The organism is candidate division TA06 bacterium, from assembly GCA_016235665.1.
Classification (GTDB): domain Bacteria; phylum Edwardsbacteria; class AC1; order AC1; family EtOH8; genus UBA5202.
The window spans coordinates 123,598-141,411 of the sequence record JACRJI010000010.1; the positions used below are offsets into that span (position 1 = coordinate 123,598).

Annotated in this window: 12 protein-coding genes; 5 read left to right on the plus strand and 7 right to left on the minus strand. The window is 56.2% G+C overall.

The genetic code is table 11. The annotated features are described in order from the left end of the window. The first annotated feature begins 30 nt into the window (after positions 1–30). The 3 genes from HZA73_05610 (at position 31) to HZA73_05620 (ending at position 6,150) form a co-directional block, all read left to right on the plus strand. Positions 31–1,221, plus strand: a complete 1,191-nt coding sequence (locus tag HZA73_05610; GenBank protein ID MBI5805503.1) for a peptidoglycan DD-metalloendopeptidase family protein — start codon at positions 31–33, stop codon at positions 1,219–1,221. Next, entirely contained in the window at positions 1,222–4,641 is a 3,420-nt protein-coding gene (locus HZA73_05615; GenBank protein ID MBI5805504.1) for a tetratricopeptide repeat protein, read from the plus strand. Positions 4,642–4,758: 117 nt separating this feature from the next. Next, positions 4,759–6,150 carry a tetratricopeptide repeat protein gene (locus tag HZA73_05620; GenBank protein ID MBI5805505.1) on the plus strand — a complete coding sequence of 464 codons (1,392 nt, stop codon included), beginning with the start codon at positions 4,759–4,761 and terminating at the stop codon, positions 6,148–6,150. Positions 6,151–6,255: 105 nt separating this feature from the next. Here HZA73_05620 and HZA73_05625 read toward each other — a convergent pair whose 3' ends face one another. The 7 genes from HZA73_05625 to HZA73_05655 all read right to left on the minus strand — a co-directional run bounded on the left by HZA73_05625 (position 6,256) and on the right by HZA73_05655 (position 14,573). Next, complete coding sequence (locus HZA73_05625) at positions 6,256–7,911, minus strand: tetratricopeptide repeat protein (protein MBI5805506.1); 1,656 nt, start codon at positions 7,909–7,911, stop codon at positions 6,256–6,258. 164 nt (positions 7,912–8,075) lie between these two features. After that, entirely contained in the window at positions 8,076–8,570 is a 495-nt protein-coding gene (leuD, locus tag HZA73_05630) for a 3-isopropylmalate dehydratase small subunit (protein MBI5805507.1), read from the minus strand. Positions 8,571–8,572: 2 nt separating this feature from the next. Then, positions 8,573–9,991 (minus strand): 3-isopropylmalate dehydratase large subunit, encoded by a 1,419-nt coding sequence (locus HZA73_05635; protein MBI5805508.1) that lies wholly within the window; start codon positions 9,989–9,991, stop codon positions 8,573–8,575. Positions 9,992–10,120: 129 nt separating this feature from the next. Beyond that, the gene (locus HZA73_05640; protein MBI5805509.1) at positions 10,121–10,735 is read right to left on the minus strand and encodes a phage integrase N-terminal SAM-like domain-containing protein; all 615 of its coding nucleotides are present in this window, start codon (positions 10,733–10,735) and stop codon (positions 10,121–10,123) included. Between the two features lie 23 nt (positions 10,736–10,758). Further along, positions 10,759–12,864: a hydroxymethylglutaryl-CoA lyase gene (locus HZA73_05645; protein ID MBI5805510.1), complete on the minus strand. Its 2,106-nt coding sequence runs from the start codon at positions 12,862–12,864 to the stop codon at positions 10,759–10,761. Between the two features lie 105 nt (positions 12,865–12,969). After that, positions 12,970–14,088 carry an isocitrate/isopropylmalate dehydrogenase family protein gene (locus HZA73_05650; protein ID MBI5805511.1) on the minus strand — a complete coding sequence of 373 codons (1,119 nt, stop codon included), beginning with the start codon at positions 14,086–14,088 and terminating at the stop codon, positions 12,970–12,972. A gap of 137 nt (positions 14,089–14,225) precedes the next feature. Beyond that, positions 14,226–14,573, minus strand: a complete 348-nt coding sequence (locus HZA73_05655; protein ID MBI5805512.1) for a winged helix-turn-helix transcriptional regulator — start codon at positions 14,571–14,573, stop codon at positions 14,226–14,228. Between the two features lie 312 nt (positions 14,574–14,885). Here HZA73_05655 and HZA73_05660 point away from each other — a divergent pair, with 312 nt between their 5' ends. Beyond that, positions 14,886–16,820 carry a VCBS repeat-containing protein gene (locus HZA73_05660; protein MBI5805513.1) on the plus strand — a complete coding sequence of 645 codons (1,935 nt, stop codon included), beginning with the start codon at positions 14,886–14,888 and terminating at the stop codon, positions 16,818–16,820. 205 nt (positions 16,821–17,025) lie between these two features. After that, positions 17,026–17,763 carry a gamma-glutamyl-gamma-aminobutyrate hydrolase family protein gene (locus HZA73_05665; GenBank protein MBI5805514.1) on the plus strand — a complete coding sequence of 246 codons (738 nt, stop codon included), beginning with the start codon at positions 17,026–17,028 and terminating at the stop codon, positions 17,761–17,763. The last annotated feature ends 51 nt before the right edge of the window (positions 17,764–17,814 follow it).

Sequence of the window (17,814 nt, forward strand, 5' to 3'; positions counted from 1 at the left end):
AGGATATTTCAGGGAAGCATTTGTGAACTGATGCACTTTGGACGAACCAAACATATCATTCTTATCCTGGCCTTGCTCTGGTCCGGCTACCTTTCTCCGGCCTTAAGCCAGGAGACGGACTCCCAGGAAGGCCAGCTCAAGGCCATCCGCCAGAAGCTGGCCGAGGCCCGGGAGCGGGCCCAGGAACTGAAGGGCCAGGAGAAGAACATTCTGGGCCAGATGGAACGGATGGCCGAGCAGATCAACCTGACCCGGCAGGTGCTGAACGCCCTGAGGGAAAAAGAGGCCCGGCTGAACAGCGAGATCAAGAAGCTGGACGGCCAGATGCTGAAGGCCGAATCCCAGATGAGCCGGCGCCAGGCCCTGATGGAGACCCGGGTCCGGCAGATGTACAAACAGGGGCGGCTCTACGAATGGGAGGTGCTGGTGACCCGGGCCAGTTTCGCCGACATCGTCAAACGCTACAAATATCTCCGGCTGTTCTCGCTTCAGGACCGGAGGCTTTACGACGCCATCAAGGAGGAACGGACCCAGATTTCCCGGGACAAGGCCGACCGCCAGGAACGGCTGATCACCCTGGCCCAGGTCAAGGGCGAGACTGAGCTGGAGATGGCCAACCTGAAGGAGGACGAGCAGCAGCAGAAAAAACTGCTGGACAAGGTCCGCCAGGAGAAAGCCTCCAAGGAAGCTTTGGTAAAAGAGCTGGCGGCGGCCGCCAAAAAACTGCAAAGCCTGATAGACGATCTGGAACGGCAGCGCAAGGCCGAGCTCCAGAAACGCCGGAAGACGGTCCCGGCCCCCGGCACTACCGTGCTGGAACGCAAGCAGGGCGGCCTGTTATGGCCGGCCGAGGGAAAGCTTTATTCCAGTTTCGGGCTGAAGAAGCACTCCAAGTACAACACCTACATCCAGAACAACGGCATCGACATCTATTCCTCCTACGGCTCGGCGGTGGTGGCGGTGGCCGCGGGCAAGGTGGTCTACGCCGAGCGGTTTCTGGGTTACGGCAACGTCATCCTGGTGGACCACGACGGCGGATATTACACCTTATACGGCAACCTGACCGACATGCTGGTCTTCACCGGCTCTTCCGTGGCCGAGGGCCAGGTGATAGCCAAGGTGGGCGGCAGCGTGGACGGACCGATCATGCACTTCGAGGTCCGCAAGGGCGGCAAACCGGTGGACCCGGTCCAATGGCTTAAAAGAAAAAAGGGGAGCTAAGTGAACAAGTGCCGGAAATGCGGGTTTGAGAACCCGGATAACATGAAATTCTGCGGGGACTGCGGGACCCGGCTGGAACAGGAGTCCTCCCAGCTGCAGGCCGAGCGCCGGACGGTGGTGATCCTGTTCGGGGACATCGCCGGCTATACCGCCATGTCGGAAAAGATGGACCCTGAGCAGGTCCGGGACATTTTGAACAAGTGTTTTTCCCGGGTGGCCGGCATCGTCAAAAAATACGAGGGGACCATTGACAAATACGTGGGCGACGAGGTGATGGCCCTGTTCGGCGTACCGGTGGCCCACGAGAACGACGCCGAGCGAGCCCTGCGCTCGGCCCTGGAGATCAAGGAGGCCTTTAAGGACCTGAGCCGGCAGACGGGGCTGGAGCTGGCCATGCGCCAGGGCCTGAACATCGGGGAGGTGGTCACCGGCTCGGTGGGCGGCGACAAGCAGTCCGCCCACACCGTGATCGGGGACGCTGTTAACGTGGCCTCCCGGCTGGAGAGCCTGGCCAAGCCCGGAGAGATAGCTGTTTCCGAGGAACTGGCCTGGATGGGTAAGCACGTCTTTGACTTCAGCGATCTGGGCGAGCACCAGATGAAGGGCAAGGCCGAGACCGTCCACGCTTACCGGCTGGAAAAAGTGCTGGCCGAAAGGGGCAAGGTCCGGGGCATCGGCGGCCTGTGGTCGCCGATGGTGGGCCGGGACCGGGAGCTGAAGGTCCTGATGGACGCCTACGACACCGCCATCCGGGAGAAGAAGCCCCGGGCGGTCTTCGTGATCGCCGATCCGGGCGGCGGGAAATCACGACTGTTGCAGGAGTTCACCGCTTCGCTCAAGGAGCGGGCCGTCCGGCAGAAGGCTGATTTCGGGCTGGCCTTCGGGCGCTGCCTGCCTTTCGGCGGGGCCAGCTTGGGCCCGGTGATAGAGATGTTGCGGGGGGTATTTGGAATAAAGGAGAACGAGGAGCCCCAGGCCATGAGGGAAAAGATCAGCACCGTAACGGCCCGTCACTTCGGGGACCGGCAGGTGGGGCTGTTCGGTCCGGCCCGGGTCTTTAACGTGATGCTGGGCCTGGACCCCGAAGGGTCCCTGGGACAGAACCTCAGCGCCGAGCAGCTGCAGAAGCAGATCAAGCTGGTGCTGGTGGAATTTTGCGGGCTGATGGCCGCCCAGGCCCCGCTGGTGGTGGTGGTGGAGGACCTGCACTGGGCCGACGAGCTTTCACTGGAAGTTTTGGAATATATCATCAATTATCACCGCGACCTGCCCATCCTGTTCCTGGGGCTGACCAGGCCGCCCACCCAGGAAGGGGCCCGGGCCGCAGCCATGGCCCAGCGCCTGGTGGCCCACGGGACGGGGATCAACCTGCATTTGGCCGAACTGAAGCCGGAGGATGTCCGCCAGATAATCCACTCCATGCTGGAGATAGAGGAGCTGCCGGCGGCGGTCAAGGAAAAGATAGTGGAATACGCCGGGGGCAACCCGCTGTTTGTGGAGGAGATTATCCGTTACCTGATAGACCAGGGCCTGCTGCTGCCGGCCGAAGGCTACTGGAAGGCCGCCGGCGGGATCGGCGAGGCGGTGATCCCCAACACCCTGCAGGGTCTGCTGCTCTCACGGATAGACCAGCTGCCCTCGGCCCAGAAATCCATCATTCAGCACGCGGCGGTGGTGGGCAAGATCTTCTGGGAGCAGCTGGTGTCCGAGCTGATGGACAAGGAGATCTCGGGCGGCCTGGCCGACCTGACCCTGAGGGACATGATCCGGCGCAGCCTGCAGTCCAGCCTGAGCGACGACATCGAATACATCTTCAAGCACATCCTGGTCCAGGAGGCGGCCTACAACACCATCCTCAAGAAATTCCGGATCAACCTCCACGCCAAGGTGGTCAGGCTGATCGAGGAAAAATACCCGGCACTGATAGACCAGTATGCCGACCTGCTGGCCTACCACGCCGAGCGGTCAGAGGACCGGGAAAAGAACATCCAGTACTCCATCCTGGCCGGGGACAAGAACCGCAAGCTTCACGCCAATTTGCAGGCCCGTGATTTCTACCGCCGGGCGCTTAAGCTGATGGAGGGCGACCCGGCCCTGAAGACCAAGTGCTTCGAGACAGGTATAAAGCTGGCCGACATCTGCTCCTCGCTGGGGGACAATGACGAGGCCATAGGCCTGCTAAACGGTTACCTGGCCTGCGCCGGGGGCCCGGAGCAGGAGGCCATGCTGTTCCGCAAGATCGGCGAGAACTACCAGCGCAAGAGCAAATACGACCAGTCACTGCAGCACCTGGAGCGGGCGGTGGCCAAGCTCAGCGCCGATCCCAATTCGCTGGAGATGTTCAACATCTTCCGGGAGATGGCCTGGGTCTATTATCTTAAAGGACAGCTGGACCGGGCCAACCATTTTGTGTCCGGGGCGGTCAGGATACTGGACAGCCTCAAGGGGCTGGAACCGGCCAGGTCGGAACGGGCCCGTTCGGCGGCCTGCAATCTGCTGGCCATCTTTGAAGCCCGGGAAGGCAAATACGAACAGGCCATCGGCCACCACCTGCAGCAGATCGAGATCCTTAAAAAACATGAAAGCAATGCCAGCCTGGGGGCGCCTTATAATAATTTGGGCACTGTCTACTGGTCCCAGGGCGACATCCCCAGGGCCCTGGAATATCTGGAGAAATCTATGGAGATGGCCGAGAAGACCGGAGAGCTCCTGTCCGTAGCCATCTCCTGCAACAACCTGGGCGGGATCTACCTGGACCTCAATTACCCGGAGAAAGCCCGGAAATATTTCGAGCGTTACCTGGACATCAACGCCCGGATCGCCAACCGGCTGGGCGACGCCTACGGCCACTCGGGGATGGGGCGGCTGTACAAGGCGCAGGGCGACCTGCAAAAAGCGGTGGAGGAATTCCAGGTCTCGCTGGAAGTGGCACGCGAGGTGCAGAGCCGGACACTGGAGGCCAGCGCTTTGTACAACTTAAGCGATGCCTACTGCCTGCTGAATGACCTGGACCGTTCTCTGGATCTGTTCGGCCAGGCCCAGGAAGTGATGAAGCAGACCGGGGCCAAAGGATCGGACGGTAACCCGTTGTTGGAAAGCCGGCTGCTGCTGGCCCAGGCCGGAAAGGCTGAAGGCGGAAGCAGAGCGGAGCTTTTGCAAAAAGCCAGGCAGATCCTGCTGGGACAGTTACAGGGCGGCGGCTTCTCCGACGATGAGGAAAAACCGTTTGAGGCCCACCACCTGCTGGCGGTGGTCGAGATGCTCCTGGGCGAAAGAAGCGAAGCCGCCCAACACTCTCAAAAAGCCACCGATCTGATCTGCAAGTTCTGCGGACAATTGGACGAGGAAATGCAGGCTAATTACAAGGCCAAGGCGGAGATCTGTGAGATCCTGAATTTCGGGAAGAAGCTGGGGACATGACGTTGCTTCGGAAAAAAGAAGTTCCTGTCAAAACCAATGGTCCGAAAGCTCACGGAGATGGAAGTTCAGCTTGAAGAAAAGCAATCTCCCCTAAAATATAATTGCGGGAATACCATCATGATAATTGATGAAAACAGGACAGGAAAATATGAGGACGCTTTCAAAATAGCTGAAAAGCTAAGCGCCATGAACTGGGTGGACCTGGCGGTGGAAGTTCTGACCAGGGCCAAAGGCTTTACCGGCAATGAAGAGCAGGAAGCGTCGTTGTTCTCCAGGCTGGGAGAATATCATATAAAAAAGGGGGACTATGAACTGGCGGTGATCCAGCTGGAGAACGCCATGGGCCGGCTGCTGCACCGTCCGGATTCGCTGGAGTTGTTTTATGTTTACCGCAACATTGCCTGGACCTTCTGGCGGCAGGGATATCTGGAGCGGGCGGACAGTTACACCGAAGGAGCCAAAGCGGTTATTGAAAAAAGGGAGCAGCAGCATGACAACGATACCAACAAGGCCCGGGCCTGCCTCTTTCATTTGCAGGCACTGCTAGCCGGGGCCCGCGGGGACAACAAGACGGCGATAGAGCATTACAAAAAGGAAACCGAGATCCTGGAGCTGTATAACTTTACCGACAAGCTGGGGGCGGTCTACGGGAATCTGTGCGGGATCTACCGCACCCTTGGCAATTATGCCCAGGCCATAGACTACCAGCTAAAATCAATAGAGATTGCAGAAAAGCAGGAGGATCTGCTGACAGTCGGCATCGGCTGCAATAACCTGGGAGAGATCTATCAGAACCTGGGGAACTTCCAAAAAGCGGAATTATATTTCAACCGCTATCTGGAGATCAACAGCCGCATTGACAACTCCCTGGGCGATTCCTTTGCCCTGGCCGGCATGGCCAGGTTACATGTGGAATGGAAGGACTATACCAGGGCCGAGGCTCTGTACCGGCGGGCTTTGGTGAAAGCCATGTCGGTAAAAAGCAAGGTGCGGGAGGCCGGCATCATGGCCAATATGGCTTTATTATACGGTATTGTGGGAAAAGTGGACCAGGCTTTAAAACAAGTGGATCAGGCCATTGCTATCTATGAGCAAACAGGCAGACTGTCCTCCCAATGGCATCAGATCATCAGGGCCAAGGTCTGGTACCAAATGGCGGAGCAGGAGCCGGATCGGAGGGATGATGCTTTTTATCTTCTGGAGCAAACGGTGTCCCAGCCGATAATTACCGACGATGAACAGGACCTGTCATCCCAGGAAATCGCTCTGGAAGCCTACACCCTGCTGGCCCGGATCGGTTTTGACAAGAACGATGCCAGTCTGGCGGAGGAATATTTGAAAAAAGCCAGGTTCTTCATAGATCAGCTGATGCAGAACATTCCGGCCGAACTACAGGCGGGGTTCCTGTCAAAAGCACTGATAAAAAATGTCAATGAGCTGGAGGATAAAGTGAAGGAACTTTTACACCATGATACGGCCACAGCAGGTTCCAATCAGGCAACGTTGTGACCGGAAAAGAATGGCCTGGAAAAGGCTGAACGAAAGTAAAGCCCCCGCCGCACTTCGACCAAGCGCAGTGTCCGGCGGGGGCTTTTACCATTAACTGGGTCATTCTTAAAGGGCTGAAATATCGCCGATCATCTTAGTATATTCGTAGGTGGGAGCTCCTTTGTGGAGCTTATCAAGCAAGTCTTTGGTTTGTTCCCGGTATTTCCTGGCTGCACCGGCAAAACACAGATGGTAGCCGGCGTAGGCCTTTTCCCGGTCGGTTCCGGCCTGGTCAAATAAACTGGCCAGCTCCTTGATCCCGTCTTCACTGGTTTTCGATTCGGCCATGGCCAGGTGCAAACGGCAGCGCCAGACCAGCAAAGGTTGGTTGTTCTTCAGCGTGAGACCCAAAGCCCGGTGAAAACAAACTGCGGCCAAGTCCTTTTGCCCGGCTTGGAGATGAAGCTCGCCCCGCAGAAACAACTGCGGCCCCAAAAGGTCTCCGGCATTGATTCCTTGGCTGGAGGCGATGGCCTCTTCGATCATTTTTACGGCTTTATCATGATCGCCCAAACGCTTAAAAGCTTTTGCCATTTCTTCCGACAGGGAAGCTGCCAGTTCTATGTCTCCCATTTTGGAGACTTGGGCCAGGCTTTCCTCCAGCAGTGACAGGGCTTCCTGATGCCGCTTTGTGTCGTTCAGGATGATTCCAAGTTTGAGTTCGGTATAAACCGCTGATTTTTTTAAACCGTAACGCTTACTGATGTCCAGTTTCTGTTCTAAATATTTGCGGGCCAGCTTATATTTGCCCCGTTGTAGAAATATCTGTCCAATTCCACCAAGGGTTACGGCCTCCATTCTGGTCAGCCCCAGACGGCGGTTGATTTTAAGGCTTTGGTGAAGATGCCTTAAACCGCTGAGGTAATTTTCACGGTCGCCGTCAACGATCCCCAGGTTGCAAAGGGCCATGGCTTCTCCCGGCCGGTCGCCCAACCGGCGGTAAATTAACAAAGCCTTCCGGTAATTATCTTCAGCCTCTTTAAACCGGGAACGGTTTATGTAGGCCGTTCCGCGATTGACATAGCCTTGGGCCACGCTTCGCTGATTGCCGCAGAGAGCGGCTATTTCTATGCTCTTTCTATGGTAATCAAGGGACTTCTCCCAGTGGCCCTGATTTTGAAAGACCAATGCCAGATTACTGGTGGCGAGGTCAAGGTAATACAGTTCCTGGTGTTGTTCGGCCAAAGCCAATTCTTTTCCGAAATATTCCTCAGCTTGTTTAAGGTCTCCCCGGACAAGGCAGGTGTGCCCCAGGCCGTTGTACGCTTTCATCAGGTCGCTGGGCAGTCCGGTCTCCCCGGAAATGTCCAGGCAACGCTGAAAATTGGCCCAGGCATTTTGATGGTCAGCGCGTTTGATGCAGATATTACCCAGGTCGGTCAGCGCCTTGATCAGAAGCACCGGTTGCTTGGTCCGGACAAACACCTCAGAAACCTGCTCCAGCCTGGACTGGGCTTCTTCCATGTCGCCTCTTATGATCATCAGCGAAGCTATGTTCAGGGAGGATTCCGCCTTTTCCAATTCTTTGCCGGTCTGTTCCGCCCATTCCAGGCATTTCCGGAAGGCAATGTCGGCTTCCTGCCACCGGCCTATATGCTGCAGCATCTTCCCCTTGGCTCTCATCAATGCCACGGGAAAGAACCGCTTTCCCTGGGATTCTCCGGCTGACAGCCAGGCCATCACAGGTCTGTAGCGGTAACGTTTATTAAAGTAGGGACTCATCACAATTCAAAGTTTACCTCGTATTAAAACGCTTGTCAAGAAATAACTGAACGCACATCAGAAAGCCCCCCGCCACACTTCGGTTAAGCTCAGTGTCCGGCGGGGGGCTTTAAATTGCCAAAATGTTTTCGCGACTTTTAGTGCCTTTTAGTGGGAAAGCTGTCCTATTTTTTACCGTCCATGATCATCTTCTTGGTATAAGGTATCAGCCCTCCGGCATCGATGATGGCCTGGCGGGCTTTGGGCAGGGGGACGATGTCAAAGCTCTTGCCGGTGGTCTTGTTGACCACCTTGCCGTTCTCGATCTCCAGTTCGTCGCCCTCGCCGGCCTCGATGCCGGGGCAGATCACCATGTACAGCCCGACGTTGATGGAGTTCTGCAAAAATATCCGGGAGAAATTCTTGGCGATCACCTTCAGGCCCCAACCCACCAGGCAGGAGGCGGCCTGTTCCCGGGAGGAGCCGCAGCCGAAGTTCTTGTCGGCCACGATGAAGCTGCCGGGCTCAATCTGCTTGGCCTTGAGCTTTTTGTTGAACTCCACATCGTCCACGAAGGCGAACTGGGGGGTCTCGGTGGGGAGCACCGTGGCCATGAATCGGCCGGGATAGATGATATCGGTGGAGATATCGGAGCCTAATTTCAATACGACTTTACCCATGATTATTTCCTCCCTTTTTTGGTGATACCCCGAGCTTGTCGAGGGGCGGCTTTTTTCACGGACTTCTTGACAGCAACTATTTTCTTTGCTTTAGCCTTTTTCGGTTTCGCACCCTGAGCTTGTCGAAGGGTGCCCACTACCGTGCGGGGGTCGGTGATCTCCCCTGTGATAGCCGAAGCCGCGGCGGTGGCCGCCGAGCAGAGGTAAACCTCGGAGTTGGGATTGCCCATCCGTCCCTTGAAGTTACGGTTGGTGGTGGCCAAAGCCTTGTCGCCGTCGGCCAAAGCGCCCTGGTGCACTCCCAGGCAGGGGCCGCAGCCGGAGTTCATCACCACCGCGCCGGACTGCATGAAGGTCTCCACATAGCCCTTCTTCAGGGCCTGCTGATAGATCCTGGTGGAAGCCGGGAACACCAGCATCCGGACGCTGCGGGCCACTTTCTTGCCTTTCAGTATCCCGGCCGCGATGGCCAGGTCGTCCAGACGGCCGTTGGTGCAGGAGCCGATCACGATCTGCTGGATCTTGATGCCGAGGGCGGCGCCCACCGGCTTGACGTTGTCCACGGTGTGGGGGAAGGCGATCTGGGGTTCCAGCTTGGAGGCGTCGATCTCCACCACCTGTTCGTAGACCGCATCGGCATCCGGCCCGAACAATTCGGGTATATTCTTGACCCCGGCTTCCTGTTTCAGGTAGCGCACGGTCTCGGCGTCCGGCGGAACGATGCCGCCGGTGGCGCCGGCCTCCACCGTCATGTTGCACAGCACCAGGCGGCCGGAGGTGGACATCTTCTTGATGGTCTCGCCGTGGAACTCGATCACCTTGAAATTGGCGCCCTCGGCGGACAGTTTGCCGATCAGGTTCAAAATTATGTCCTTGGGCTCGACGTATTTGGGAAGCGTTCCGTTGACCACCACCTTGATGGTCCCCGGCACTTCCACATTAAGGATCTTTCCCAGCGCCCAGACCGCTGCCATTTCGGTGGCCCCGATGCCGAAGGAGAAGGCTCCCAGCGACCCGTGTGACGTGGTGTGGCTGTCGGTGCCCACCAGGACCGAACCCGGAAGCACGTAGCCGTTCTCGGGCAGTATCTGGTGGCAGATCCCGCCCTCGTCGCCCCGGATGTCGTGGAATTTGGTGATGCCCTGCTTGGCCACGAACTCGCGGATCTTCTTCTGGTTCCCGGCGGTCTTGGAGCTCTCGGCCGGCACCCGGTGGTCAAAAATGATGGCGATGCGGGAAGGATCCCACACTTTGGCCTCGATCCCGGTGCCCTGGTAGATGTCCGAGAACTGGTTGATCACCAGCGCGCCGTTCTCGTGGGACATGGCCAGGCTGACCTTGGGCTCGACCACGTCGTTCACCTTGACTGATGCCTGGCCGGTGGCCTTGGCCAGGATCTTTTGGACCATTGTCATTCCCATTCGGGCTCTCCTTATATTACCGTTTATGATGAAATATTTTATCCGCAGACGGCGTAGCGGGCGATGGCAGAACTATTACGCAGATTATATTATAATACTCTTTGTGCCTCTGTGTCTCTGTGGCTAATCTTAGATCTCCCGCGCCGGGGTCAGCACCTGCTCAAAGTAAAACTTGATGGCGCTCATGGCCTGGTTCCTATAGCTTCCGGAAACGCCCTTCTCTCCGCTCAGGTATTCCAGGTAAGCCTTTATCTCCGCCGGGCCCAGTTCCCGGGGCGGCCGGTGGCCGGTATGGGCCAGCAACAGGTTAAAATGAGACACATAGACCCGGATGGTGGCCTCGCTGTAATTGCGCTGGCGGAGATGTTCTAGGTATTCCGGCGGCAGGGCCGGGCTTTGGGACGATGAACGCCTTCTTTTCCGCCCGTCCGTCCGGGGGCCGTCAGCGCTCCGTTTGGTCCGCCGGCCGGGCTGGGGCGCGTCGCTGACTTCGGCCAGGCCGTTCAGCTTGGCCTGCAAATGGGCCAGCCAGTTCTCCCGCCAGGGCATCAGCCCCTCATGGGATCCGGCCCGCCAGTGCAGGCTGGGCAGCCTTGTTTTGATCTCGGCCACCGGGATCTCATCAGCGATGTCCAGCTTGATCCATTTCCGGCCCAAATGTGTAACGGGTTCGCAGTAGATGGTCGTCCGGTTCACCGGTTGGTCTGGTTGGGTCCCGGGGATGTCGTGAGTTCCGTCAATCATTATAATCTTCAATCCGTCATTAATTAAATTGCCGCTTTGTCCTTCATGGCCTTGATCTCTTCCTCGGTGTAACCCAGCTGGGTCAGGATCTCGTTCTGGTGCTGGCCCAAAGTTGGGGGCGGGGCGTCGATGCTGGCCGGGGTGGCCGAGAACTTGGCCGACAGGTTGAACAGCTTCAGCTCGCCCAGGTCCGGGTCCTTGATGATCTCGATGGTTTTGCGGTACTTGACCTGCTCGGCGTTGAGCGCCTTCTCCAGAGTGTAGATGTCGCCCGAGGGTACGCCCTTGGCGTTGAGAACCTCTACCCAGTGCTCGGTGGTCTGGGTCTTCAGTTTATCCTCCAGCAGCGGGGTCAACTGCTTGCGGTTCTTCTTGCGGGTGTCCCGCTCCTGGAAACGGGGATCGGTCAAGAGCTCCGGCACGCCCAGCACATTGGCCAGGTCCTCCCACTGCTTTTGCTGGTTGGCCGCGATGTTGATGTAGCCGTCCTTGGTGACGAAGGTGCCCGAGGGGGCGGCGGTGAAGTTGTCGTTGCCCATCACCACCGGCTGCTGGCCGCCGATCAGCAGATTGGCGGCCACCCAGCCCATCAGCGGCATGATGGAATCCAATAAGGCGATGTCGATGAACTGGCCCTCGCCGGTCTTCTCCCGGTAATACAGGGCGGCCATGATGGCGAAGGCGGCGTTGAGGCCGCCCACGGTGTCGCAGACCGGGAAGCCGGCCCGAAGCGGGTGCAGCCGCTCGTCGCCGTTGACGTCCATCTCGCCCGACAGGCCCTGGATGATCTGGTCGTAGGCCGGCTTAAAGGCGTCGGGACCGGCCTGGCCGAACCCGGAGATGGCGCAGTAGACTATCTTGGGGTTGATCTTCCTGATCTCGGCGTAGGAGAAGCCCAGCCGGTCCATCACGCCGGGACGGAAATTCTCCACCACCACGTCGGCGGTCTTCAGCAGTTTGCGGAAGATCTCCTTGGCCTCCTCGGCCTTCAGATTTAAGGTGATGGATTTCTTGTTGGCGTTCTGGGCCAGAAAGGAGGTGCCCATCAGCTTCTGATTCAGGGCCGGGACCGCCCCCAGCTTGCGGGCCAGGTCGCCGCCCTCGGGGTTCTCGATCTTGATCACCTCGGCCCCCAGCAGGGCCAGGTGCATGGTGGAAAAGGGCCCGGACAGGACGTTGGTCATATCCAGCACCCGGATGTTCTGCATCATTTTTTTCGGCCTCGGTTTGATTAATGGTCCCGATTTGAGGATGGAACCCGGAAGCTCACGGCCCAGGAAATCCTGAACCTCTTTTGATATCTCCAGCAGCCTGAAGAGGTCAATGTCGGTCCGCCGGCCCTCCCGCTGCAGCGCGTGGACGAAGTCCTCGGTGGCCACGTTGCCGGCCGCCACCTTGGTGAAGGGGCAGCCGCCCAGCCCGCCGAAGGCGGTCTCGATGTAGGTGACCCCGGCCTGCATGGCGGCGAAGATGTTGGCCATCCCCAGCCCGTAGGTGTTGTGGAAGTGGCAGGCCAGCTCGACCTTGGGGTCTAGTTTCTTGATTGCTCCGAACAATCTGATGACCTGCTGGGGGTCGGCGTGGCCGGCGGTGTCGGCCAGGCTGATGTTCTTTATGCCGGCCTCCAGATACTTTTTGACCATGGCCAGCACCTTGTCCTCCGGTATCGGGCCGTCGAAGCCGCAGCCGAAGGCCGACTGGACAGAGGCCTGGACCTTCTTGCCCGCATCCTGTGCCTTTTTGGCCATGGACAGGATCTGGCCCATGGCCTTCTCAGGTGTCATCCCGGTGTTCTTCTGGCTGTGGGTCTCGCTGGCCGAAACCCCCATGCAGAACATCTCCACCCCGCAGGCCATCCCGCGCTCAAAACCCTTTTCGTTAAGCACCAGGCCGGAGAGAATGGTTTTGGGATTCTTCTTGCCGTTCTTGGCGTAATGGGCGAACAGGTCGTCGGTGTCGGCCATCTGGGGCACTTTTTCCTGGTGGACGAAAGATCCCACCTGGATGATGTCCACTCCGGAATCCATCAGGGCATCGATCCACTGGATCTTCTGCCCGGTGGGGACGGTCTTCTTTTCTATCTGAAAACCGTCCCGCAGGCCTACCTCGTGAATGAAGATTTCTGGCATATTGATTCTTATTATTGTTGGGACAGGTTTCAAACCTGTCCTTACTATTTACTGTCGGGGCAATTCAATTGTAGGGGCGATTCGTGAATCGCCCCTATAGGATCGTTATAATTTCCCGGCGACGGCCTGGCCCATTTCCAGGGTCTTGGTATCGCCGCCCATGTCGTAGGTCCGGGCCTTGCCCTCCTTGATCACCGCAGCCACCGCGGCCTCGATCTTGTCGGCCTTCTCGGTCTCGCCCAGCCAGGTCAGCATCATCTTAGCGGCCAAAATGGTGGCGATGGGATTGGTCTTGTACATGCCGGCGTATTTTGGGGCCGAGCCGTGGGTGGGCTCGAAAACCGCCAGCTTGTCGCCGATGTTGCCGGAGCAGCCAAAGCCCAGGCCGCCCACCATCTGGGCGCAGAGGTCGCTGATGATATCACCGAACAGGTTGGTGGCCACCAGCACCGAGTAGTTCATGGGGTTCTTTAAAAGCCACATGCAGATGGCGTCCACGTTGGCATCGTCGCACTGGATGCCGGGGTAGTCCTTGGCCACTTCCTTGCCGATCTCCAGGAACAGGCCCTCGGTGGCCCGCACCACGTTGGCCTTGTGGACGATGGTCACCTTTTTCTTGCCGTACTTCTTGGCGTACTCGAAGGCCGCCCGGATTATCCGTTCCGAGCCTTTTTTCGTATTTATCTTGCAGGTGATGGCGTACTGGTCCAGCGGCACGTCCTTGAAGGCGGCGAAGGGCTTGGAGACCTTGGTCAGCACGTCCTTCAATTCCTGGTTCATGGGATTGAACTCGACGCCCGAATACAGCCCTTCGGTGTTTTCCCGGAAAACGGTCAGGTCTATCTCATTCTTGAAATTCAGGGGGTTTCCGGGGTAGGCTTTGCAGGGTCTTAAGCAGGTGTACAGGTCGAACAGCTGGCGCATCCGCACTATCGGCGAGCGGTAGACCATGCCCTTGCCCTGAAGCTCCGGCACCAGTTCCTTCTCGGCGGCCTTGACCGGCTTGGAGGTGATAGCGCCGAACATGGCGGCGTCAACCTTGCCCAAAAGATCTATGGTCCGCTGGGGGAAGGCCTCGCCCTCCTTGCACCAGAATTCCCAGCCAATGTCCCCGTGGGTGTATTCAGCGTCGAACTTGACCGCGTCCAGCACTATCTTGGCGGCTTCCATAACTTCGATTCCGATGCCGTCTCCCGGCAGCCAGGCTATCTTGTACTTGGCCATGAGGGTCTCCTTGTGGATATTGTTAATTGTTTAATAATCTTATGGTAAGATTATCATTTTACCTTAAATAAATGCATTATGTCAAGTGAAACGGGGCAAGGGAAACTACCGCCGGGGGCTGGTTCCCAGCCCGGCGGTCACCGCGATCTCTTTATCTTTCGGCGGTCCGCTTTTTTCATTTTTTTATGGTCATCGCTGACCATGCTGTCCTGGTTGGCCCACTGGGTGATGTGCTTCAGCAGGATCGGCACATACTCGTTGGCGGCCGCCGAGGAAAGACGGTAGTTAACCCACAGAGCGTCCCGTTTATCCTCAACCAGCCCGGCGTTCTTGAGCTGGTGGAGGTGCCGGGAGACGCAGGGCTGGGAAATGCCCAGCACCGAGGTCAGCCCGTTCACGCTCATGGGCTTCTCCTGCAGCATCTTCAGTATCCGGATCCGGTTCTGGTCCCCCAGGGCCTTGAACACTTTTACCAAGTTCTTCATATGTTCCGTTTCAATATGCTTATATAGCTATATGGATATATGAATGATATCAAAATATCGTCCGGTTGTCAAACATTTTCAAACGGACACTTTGTTTTTATCTGTGATCCTCCCCAACCATCTCATCAATTACTTTGACACAATAATCGTGAAGGATGAAATATATTAATATTTCTCTTGACTTTTAAAATATTAGATGTACAATAATATAATATGAGGGGGTATGATTGTGGAACTTCGTTGAGCAGTTGATTTACAAGGCCAGGAAAAATCTGACAAGATAATTTTATTTATTTTTTAAAGGAGACCGCCATGTCAGCAAAAAAAATGTTAGTATTACTGGCCGGGCTTGCTTTATTTGTGCAACCGGTTTCCGCCGGGCAGTGGGTCGAGACCACCCAGACCGATTTTGCCGACGGTGTATTCAACGTCAATGTGATTGCAGATCATTCAGGAATATTGAAAGTGCACCAAGACGCAATTTACGACTTGAATGAGGACGGAAATCCCGACATTATCATCAGCAACATGCAGGATACTCTATGGGGAGACGATTTTGATGTGCCGTCGTATATTTACTGGGGCACCGACTCCGGCTATACAATAAGCCAACGTACTGCCATTTACACACACGGCGCGACCGGAAACAGTGTGGCTGACCTGAATAATGACGGATATTGGGATATAGTATTTAGCAGTTATGACCGTTCAGGATCTCAATATGGCAGGATATACTGGGGCAGCGACCAGGGTTATACCGAGACCAACACAGATTCCCTGCCTGTTCAAGGATCACATTACAATTATGTTGCCGATCTTGATGGCGATCACTACCTAGATATCATTTTCACCAATTATGGAAAGAATTATGCACATGATGTCCCTTCATATATTTACTGGGGAGGTGCATCTGGGTACAGCAGTTCTAACCGGACGGAACTGCAAACCCACGGTGCCACGGGTTGTTCGGTATCGGACCTGAACAGGGACGGGTATTTGGACATTGTAATCAGTAATACGATCAGTGGCATAGACGATGTTTGTATAAACTCTTATATCTTCTGGGGCGATTCAAGCGGATACAGTGATAACCGTAAGGATTCATTACCGACCAAGGCCGGTTACGGCAATGCCGTATGCGATCTCAATAAAGATGGCTACCTGGATATTGTATTTTCTAACCACCGCGACGGTTCGGACCCCAATTATCAATATGAGTGCAATTCGGTGATATATTGGGGAGATTCCACCGGACATTTTTCTTCAACGCGGATCACTGAACTTCCCACGCTGGGGGCGATTTCTGTTTCAATTGGAGACCTCAATCTTGACCAATGGCCGGATGTGGTCTTTGCGAACTGGCGAAGCGGTACAACATGGAATGTTTCGTCTTATATATATTGGGGGTCGTCATCCGGATATCAAGCCACTAATCGTACAGAATTGCCGGTATTTGCTTGCACCGGAGTAATGATAGGAAAAGTAGCCAACAACGGCACTCCTGGCGGCGGGCAGTACCCGGATATCGTCTTCACTGGACAAACTAATTCATTCATTTACTTTAACGGCACAGATGGTTTCTCTACAAGCAATCGGACGTCACTGAGTTGCAGTTACGGGAGCATGTCAACGAAGAATGCAGGCAATTTGTGCGATAGAAGCAAAATTGAAACCTACTTTTCATCGGTTTTCGGGAACGAGGTTGATACCAAAGAATGGGGATCTTGTTCCTGGAACGAGCAAATGCCAGCCGGGGCCAGTGCCCAGGTTTCTTTAAGAACCGGTAACACAGCCGATCCCGATGATGGGAGCTGGAGCTCCTGGTCCCAGGTTGCCAAATCGGGACTGCCGGGTAAGGCTTCGCCGTCGAAATACATACAGTATCAATATACGGCCACGGCCAATGAACTTTACCAGGGTCCGGTATTGAATGATATCACCATTGACTACATTGTACCAGCCGGGATCAACGGAGAGCCCAAGGAAGCCTTGAAAACAGACTTTTCCGTGCAAATACAGGGTTCCCAGGCCAGGATCAAATATACCATAGCCGAACCGGGCAAGGTCTCGATCAAAGCCTATAATCTGCTGGGTCAGCAAGTCGGGGTGCTGGAGGAGGGAACGAAGGCGGCCGGCAGTTATCAGTTTAACTGGGGAAAACAGGGAACGCTGTCCAACGGAATATACATTGTCCGCGCCCAACTGGGCCGGGAGTGGTTCACCAAGCGGCTGGTGCTGGTCGAGTGACGGCCGATGGTCCGTGCGGACCTGTTACAGGAGAAAAGACGCAGTATTCACTGCGTCTTTTCTGTTTCCCGGCGGCATGCCGCACCGGATATCCTGAGTGTGTTAACAAAGCCTTGAAAACAGTATTTCATATTGCACAAACGGGCATATTTGTGATATTATAATAGGTTGAACTATAAAGCTAACCCAAACTCCGGTATTGGTTATGAGCAAAGATATCAAATTCCCGATCATAGGGATGACCGCCCTGCGCAGCCCGGACCAAACCAGCTATCACCACATCCTGACCGGGCCCTATGTCCGGTGTATCACGGCGGCCGGGGGTTACCCCATCCTTCTGCCTTCGATCCCGGAGCGGTGCGAGGAGGCGCTATCATTGGTGGACGGACTTCTGCTGATCGGCGGCGGTGACATAGAAGCCAAACATCTTGGAGCGGAGAACCATCCCAAGGCAAAATTCTTCAATCCTTTGCGGGACGAGTTCGAGCTGGCCATCATCAAACTGGCTGCCCAAAGGAAGATGCCGATGCTGGGCATCTGCCGGGGAATGCAGATGATGAACGTGGCCCTGGGCGGTTCGCTTTACCAGGACATTAACGACGAACAGGGCACGGACTTTGACCACCAGCGGGAGAAGACCCCGGACCTGCCGGTGCATGCGATCAGCATCGCGGCCGAAAGCTGTCTGGCCTCCATCCTGGGGACCACCTCGGTCTCGGTCAACAGCGTCCATCACCAGGCGATAAAGGATGTTTCCTCCAAACTCAAAGCGGTGGCCTGGGCCCCGGACGGGGTGATAGAGGCGGCCGAGTCCTGCGGGGATCAAGGATTCATGCTTGGTGTGCAGTGGCACCCGGAGCGGATAACGGAAAAACAGCCGGAGCAGCTGAGGTTGTTTGAAAGATTTATCGGGGCGGCGGGAAACTATGCGCAAAGAAAATAGTGACTACTGGATACTGACTACTGACTACCGCATACACTATCCAGCAGCCAC

Coding starts and splice junctions, on each gene's coding strand:
- HZA73_05610 (MBI5805503.1), top strand. CDS start 31: ATGCACTTTGGACGAACCAAACATATCATTCTTATCCTGGCCTTGCTC.
- HZA73_05620 (MBI5805505.1), top strand. CDS start 4,759: ATGATAATTGATGAAAACAGGACAGGAAAATATGAGGACGCTTTCAAA.
- HZA73_05625 (MBI5805506.1), bottom strand. CDS start 7,911: ATGAGTCCCTACTTTAATAAACGTTACCGCTACAGACCTGTGATGGCC.
- leuD (MBI5805507.1), bottom strand. CDS start 8,570: ATGGGTAAAGTCGTATTGAAATTAGGCTCCGATATCTCCACCGATATC.
- HZA73_05635 (MBI5805508.1), bottom strand. CDS start 9,991: ATGGGAATGACAATGGTCCAAAAGATCCTGGCCAAGGCCACCGGCCAG.
- HZA73_05640 (MBI5805509.1), bottom strand. CDS start 10,735: ATGATTGACGGAACTCACGACATCCCCGGGACCCAACCAGACCAACCG.
- HZA73_05645 (MBI5805510.1), bottom strand. CDS start 12,864: ATGCCAGAAATCTTCATTCACGAGGTAGGCCTGCGGGACGGTTTTCAG.
- HZA73_05650 (MBI5805511.1), bottom strand. CDS start 14,088: ATGGCCAAGTACAAGATAGCCTGGCTGCCGGGAGACGGCATCGGAATC.
- HZA73_05655 (MBI5805512.1), bottom strand. CDS start 14,573: ATGAAGAACTTGGTAAAAGTGTTCAAGGCCCTGGGGGACCAGAACCGG.
- HZA73_05660 (MBI5805513.1), top strand. CDS start 14,886: ATGTCAGCAAAAAAAATGTTAGTATTACTGGCCGGGCTTGCTTTATTT.
- HZA73_05665 (MBI5805514.1), top strand. CDS start 17,026: ATGAGCAAAGATATCAAATTCCCGATCATAGGGATGACCGCCCTGCGC.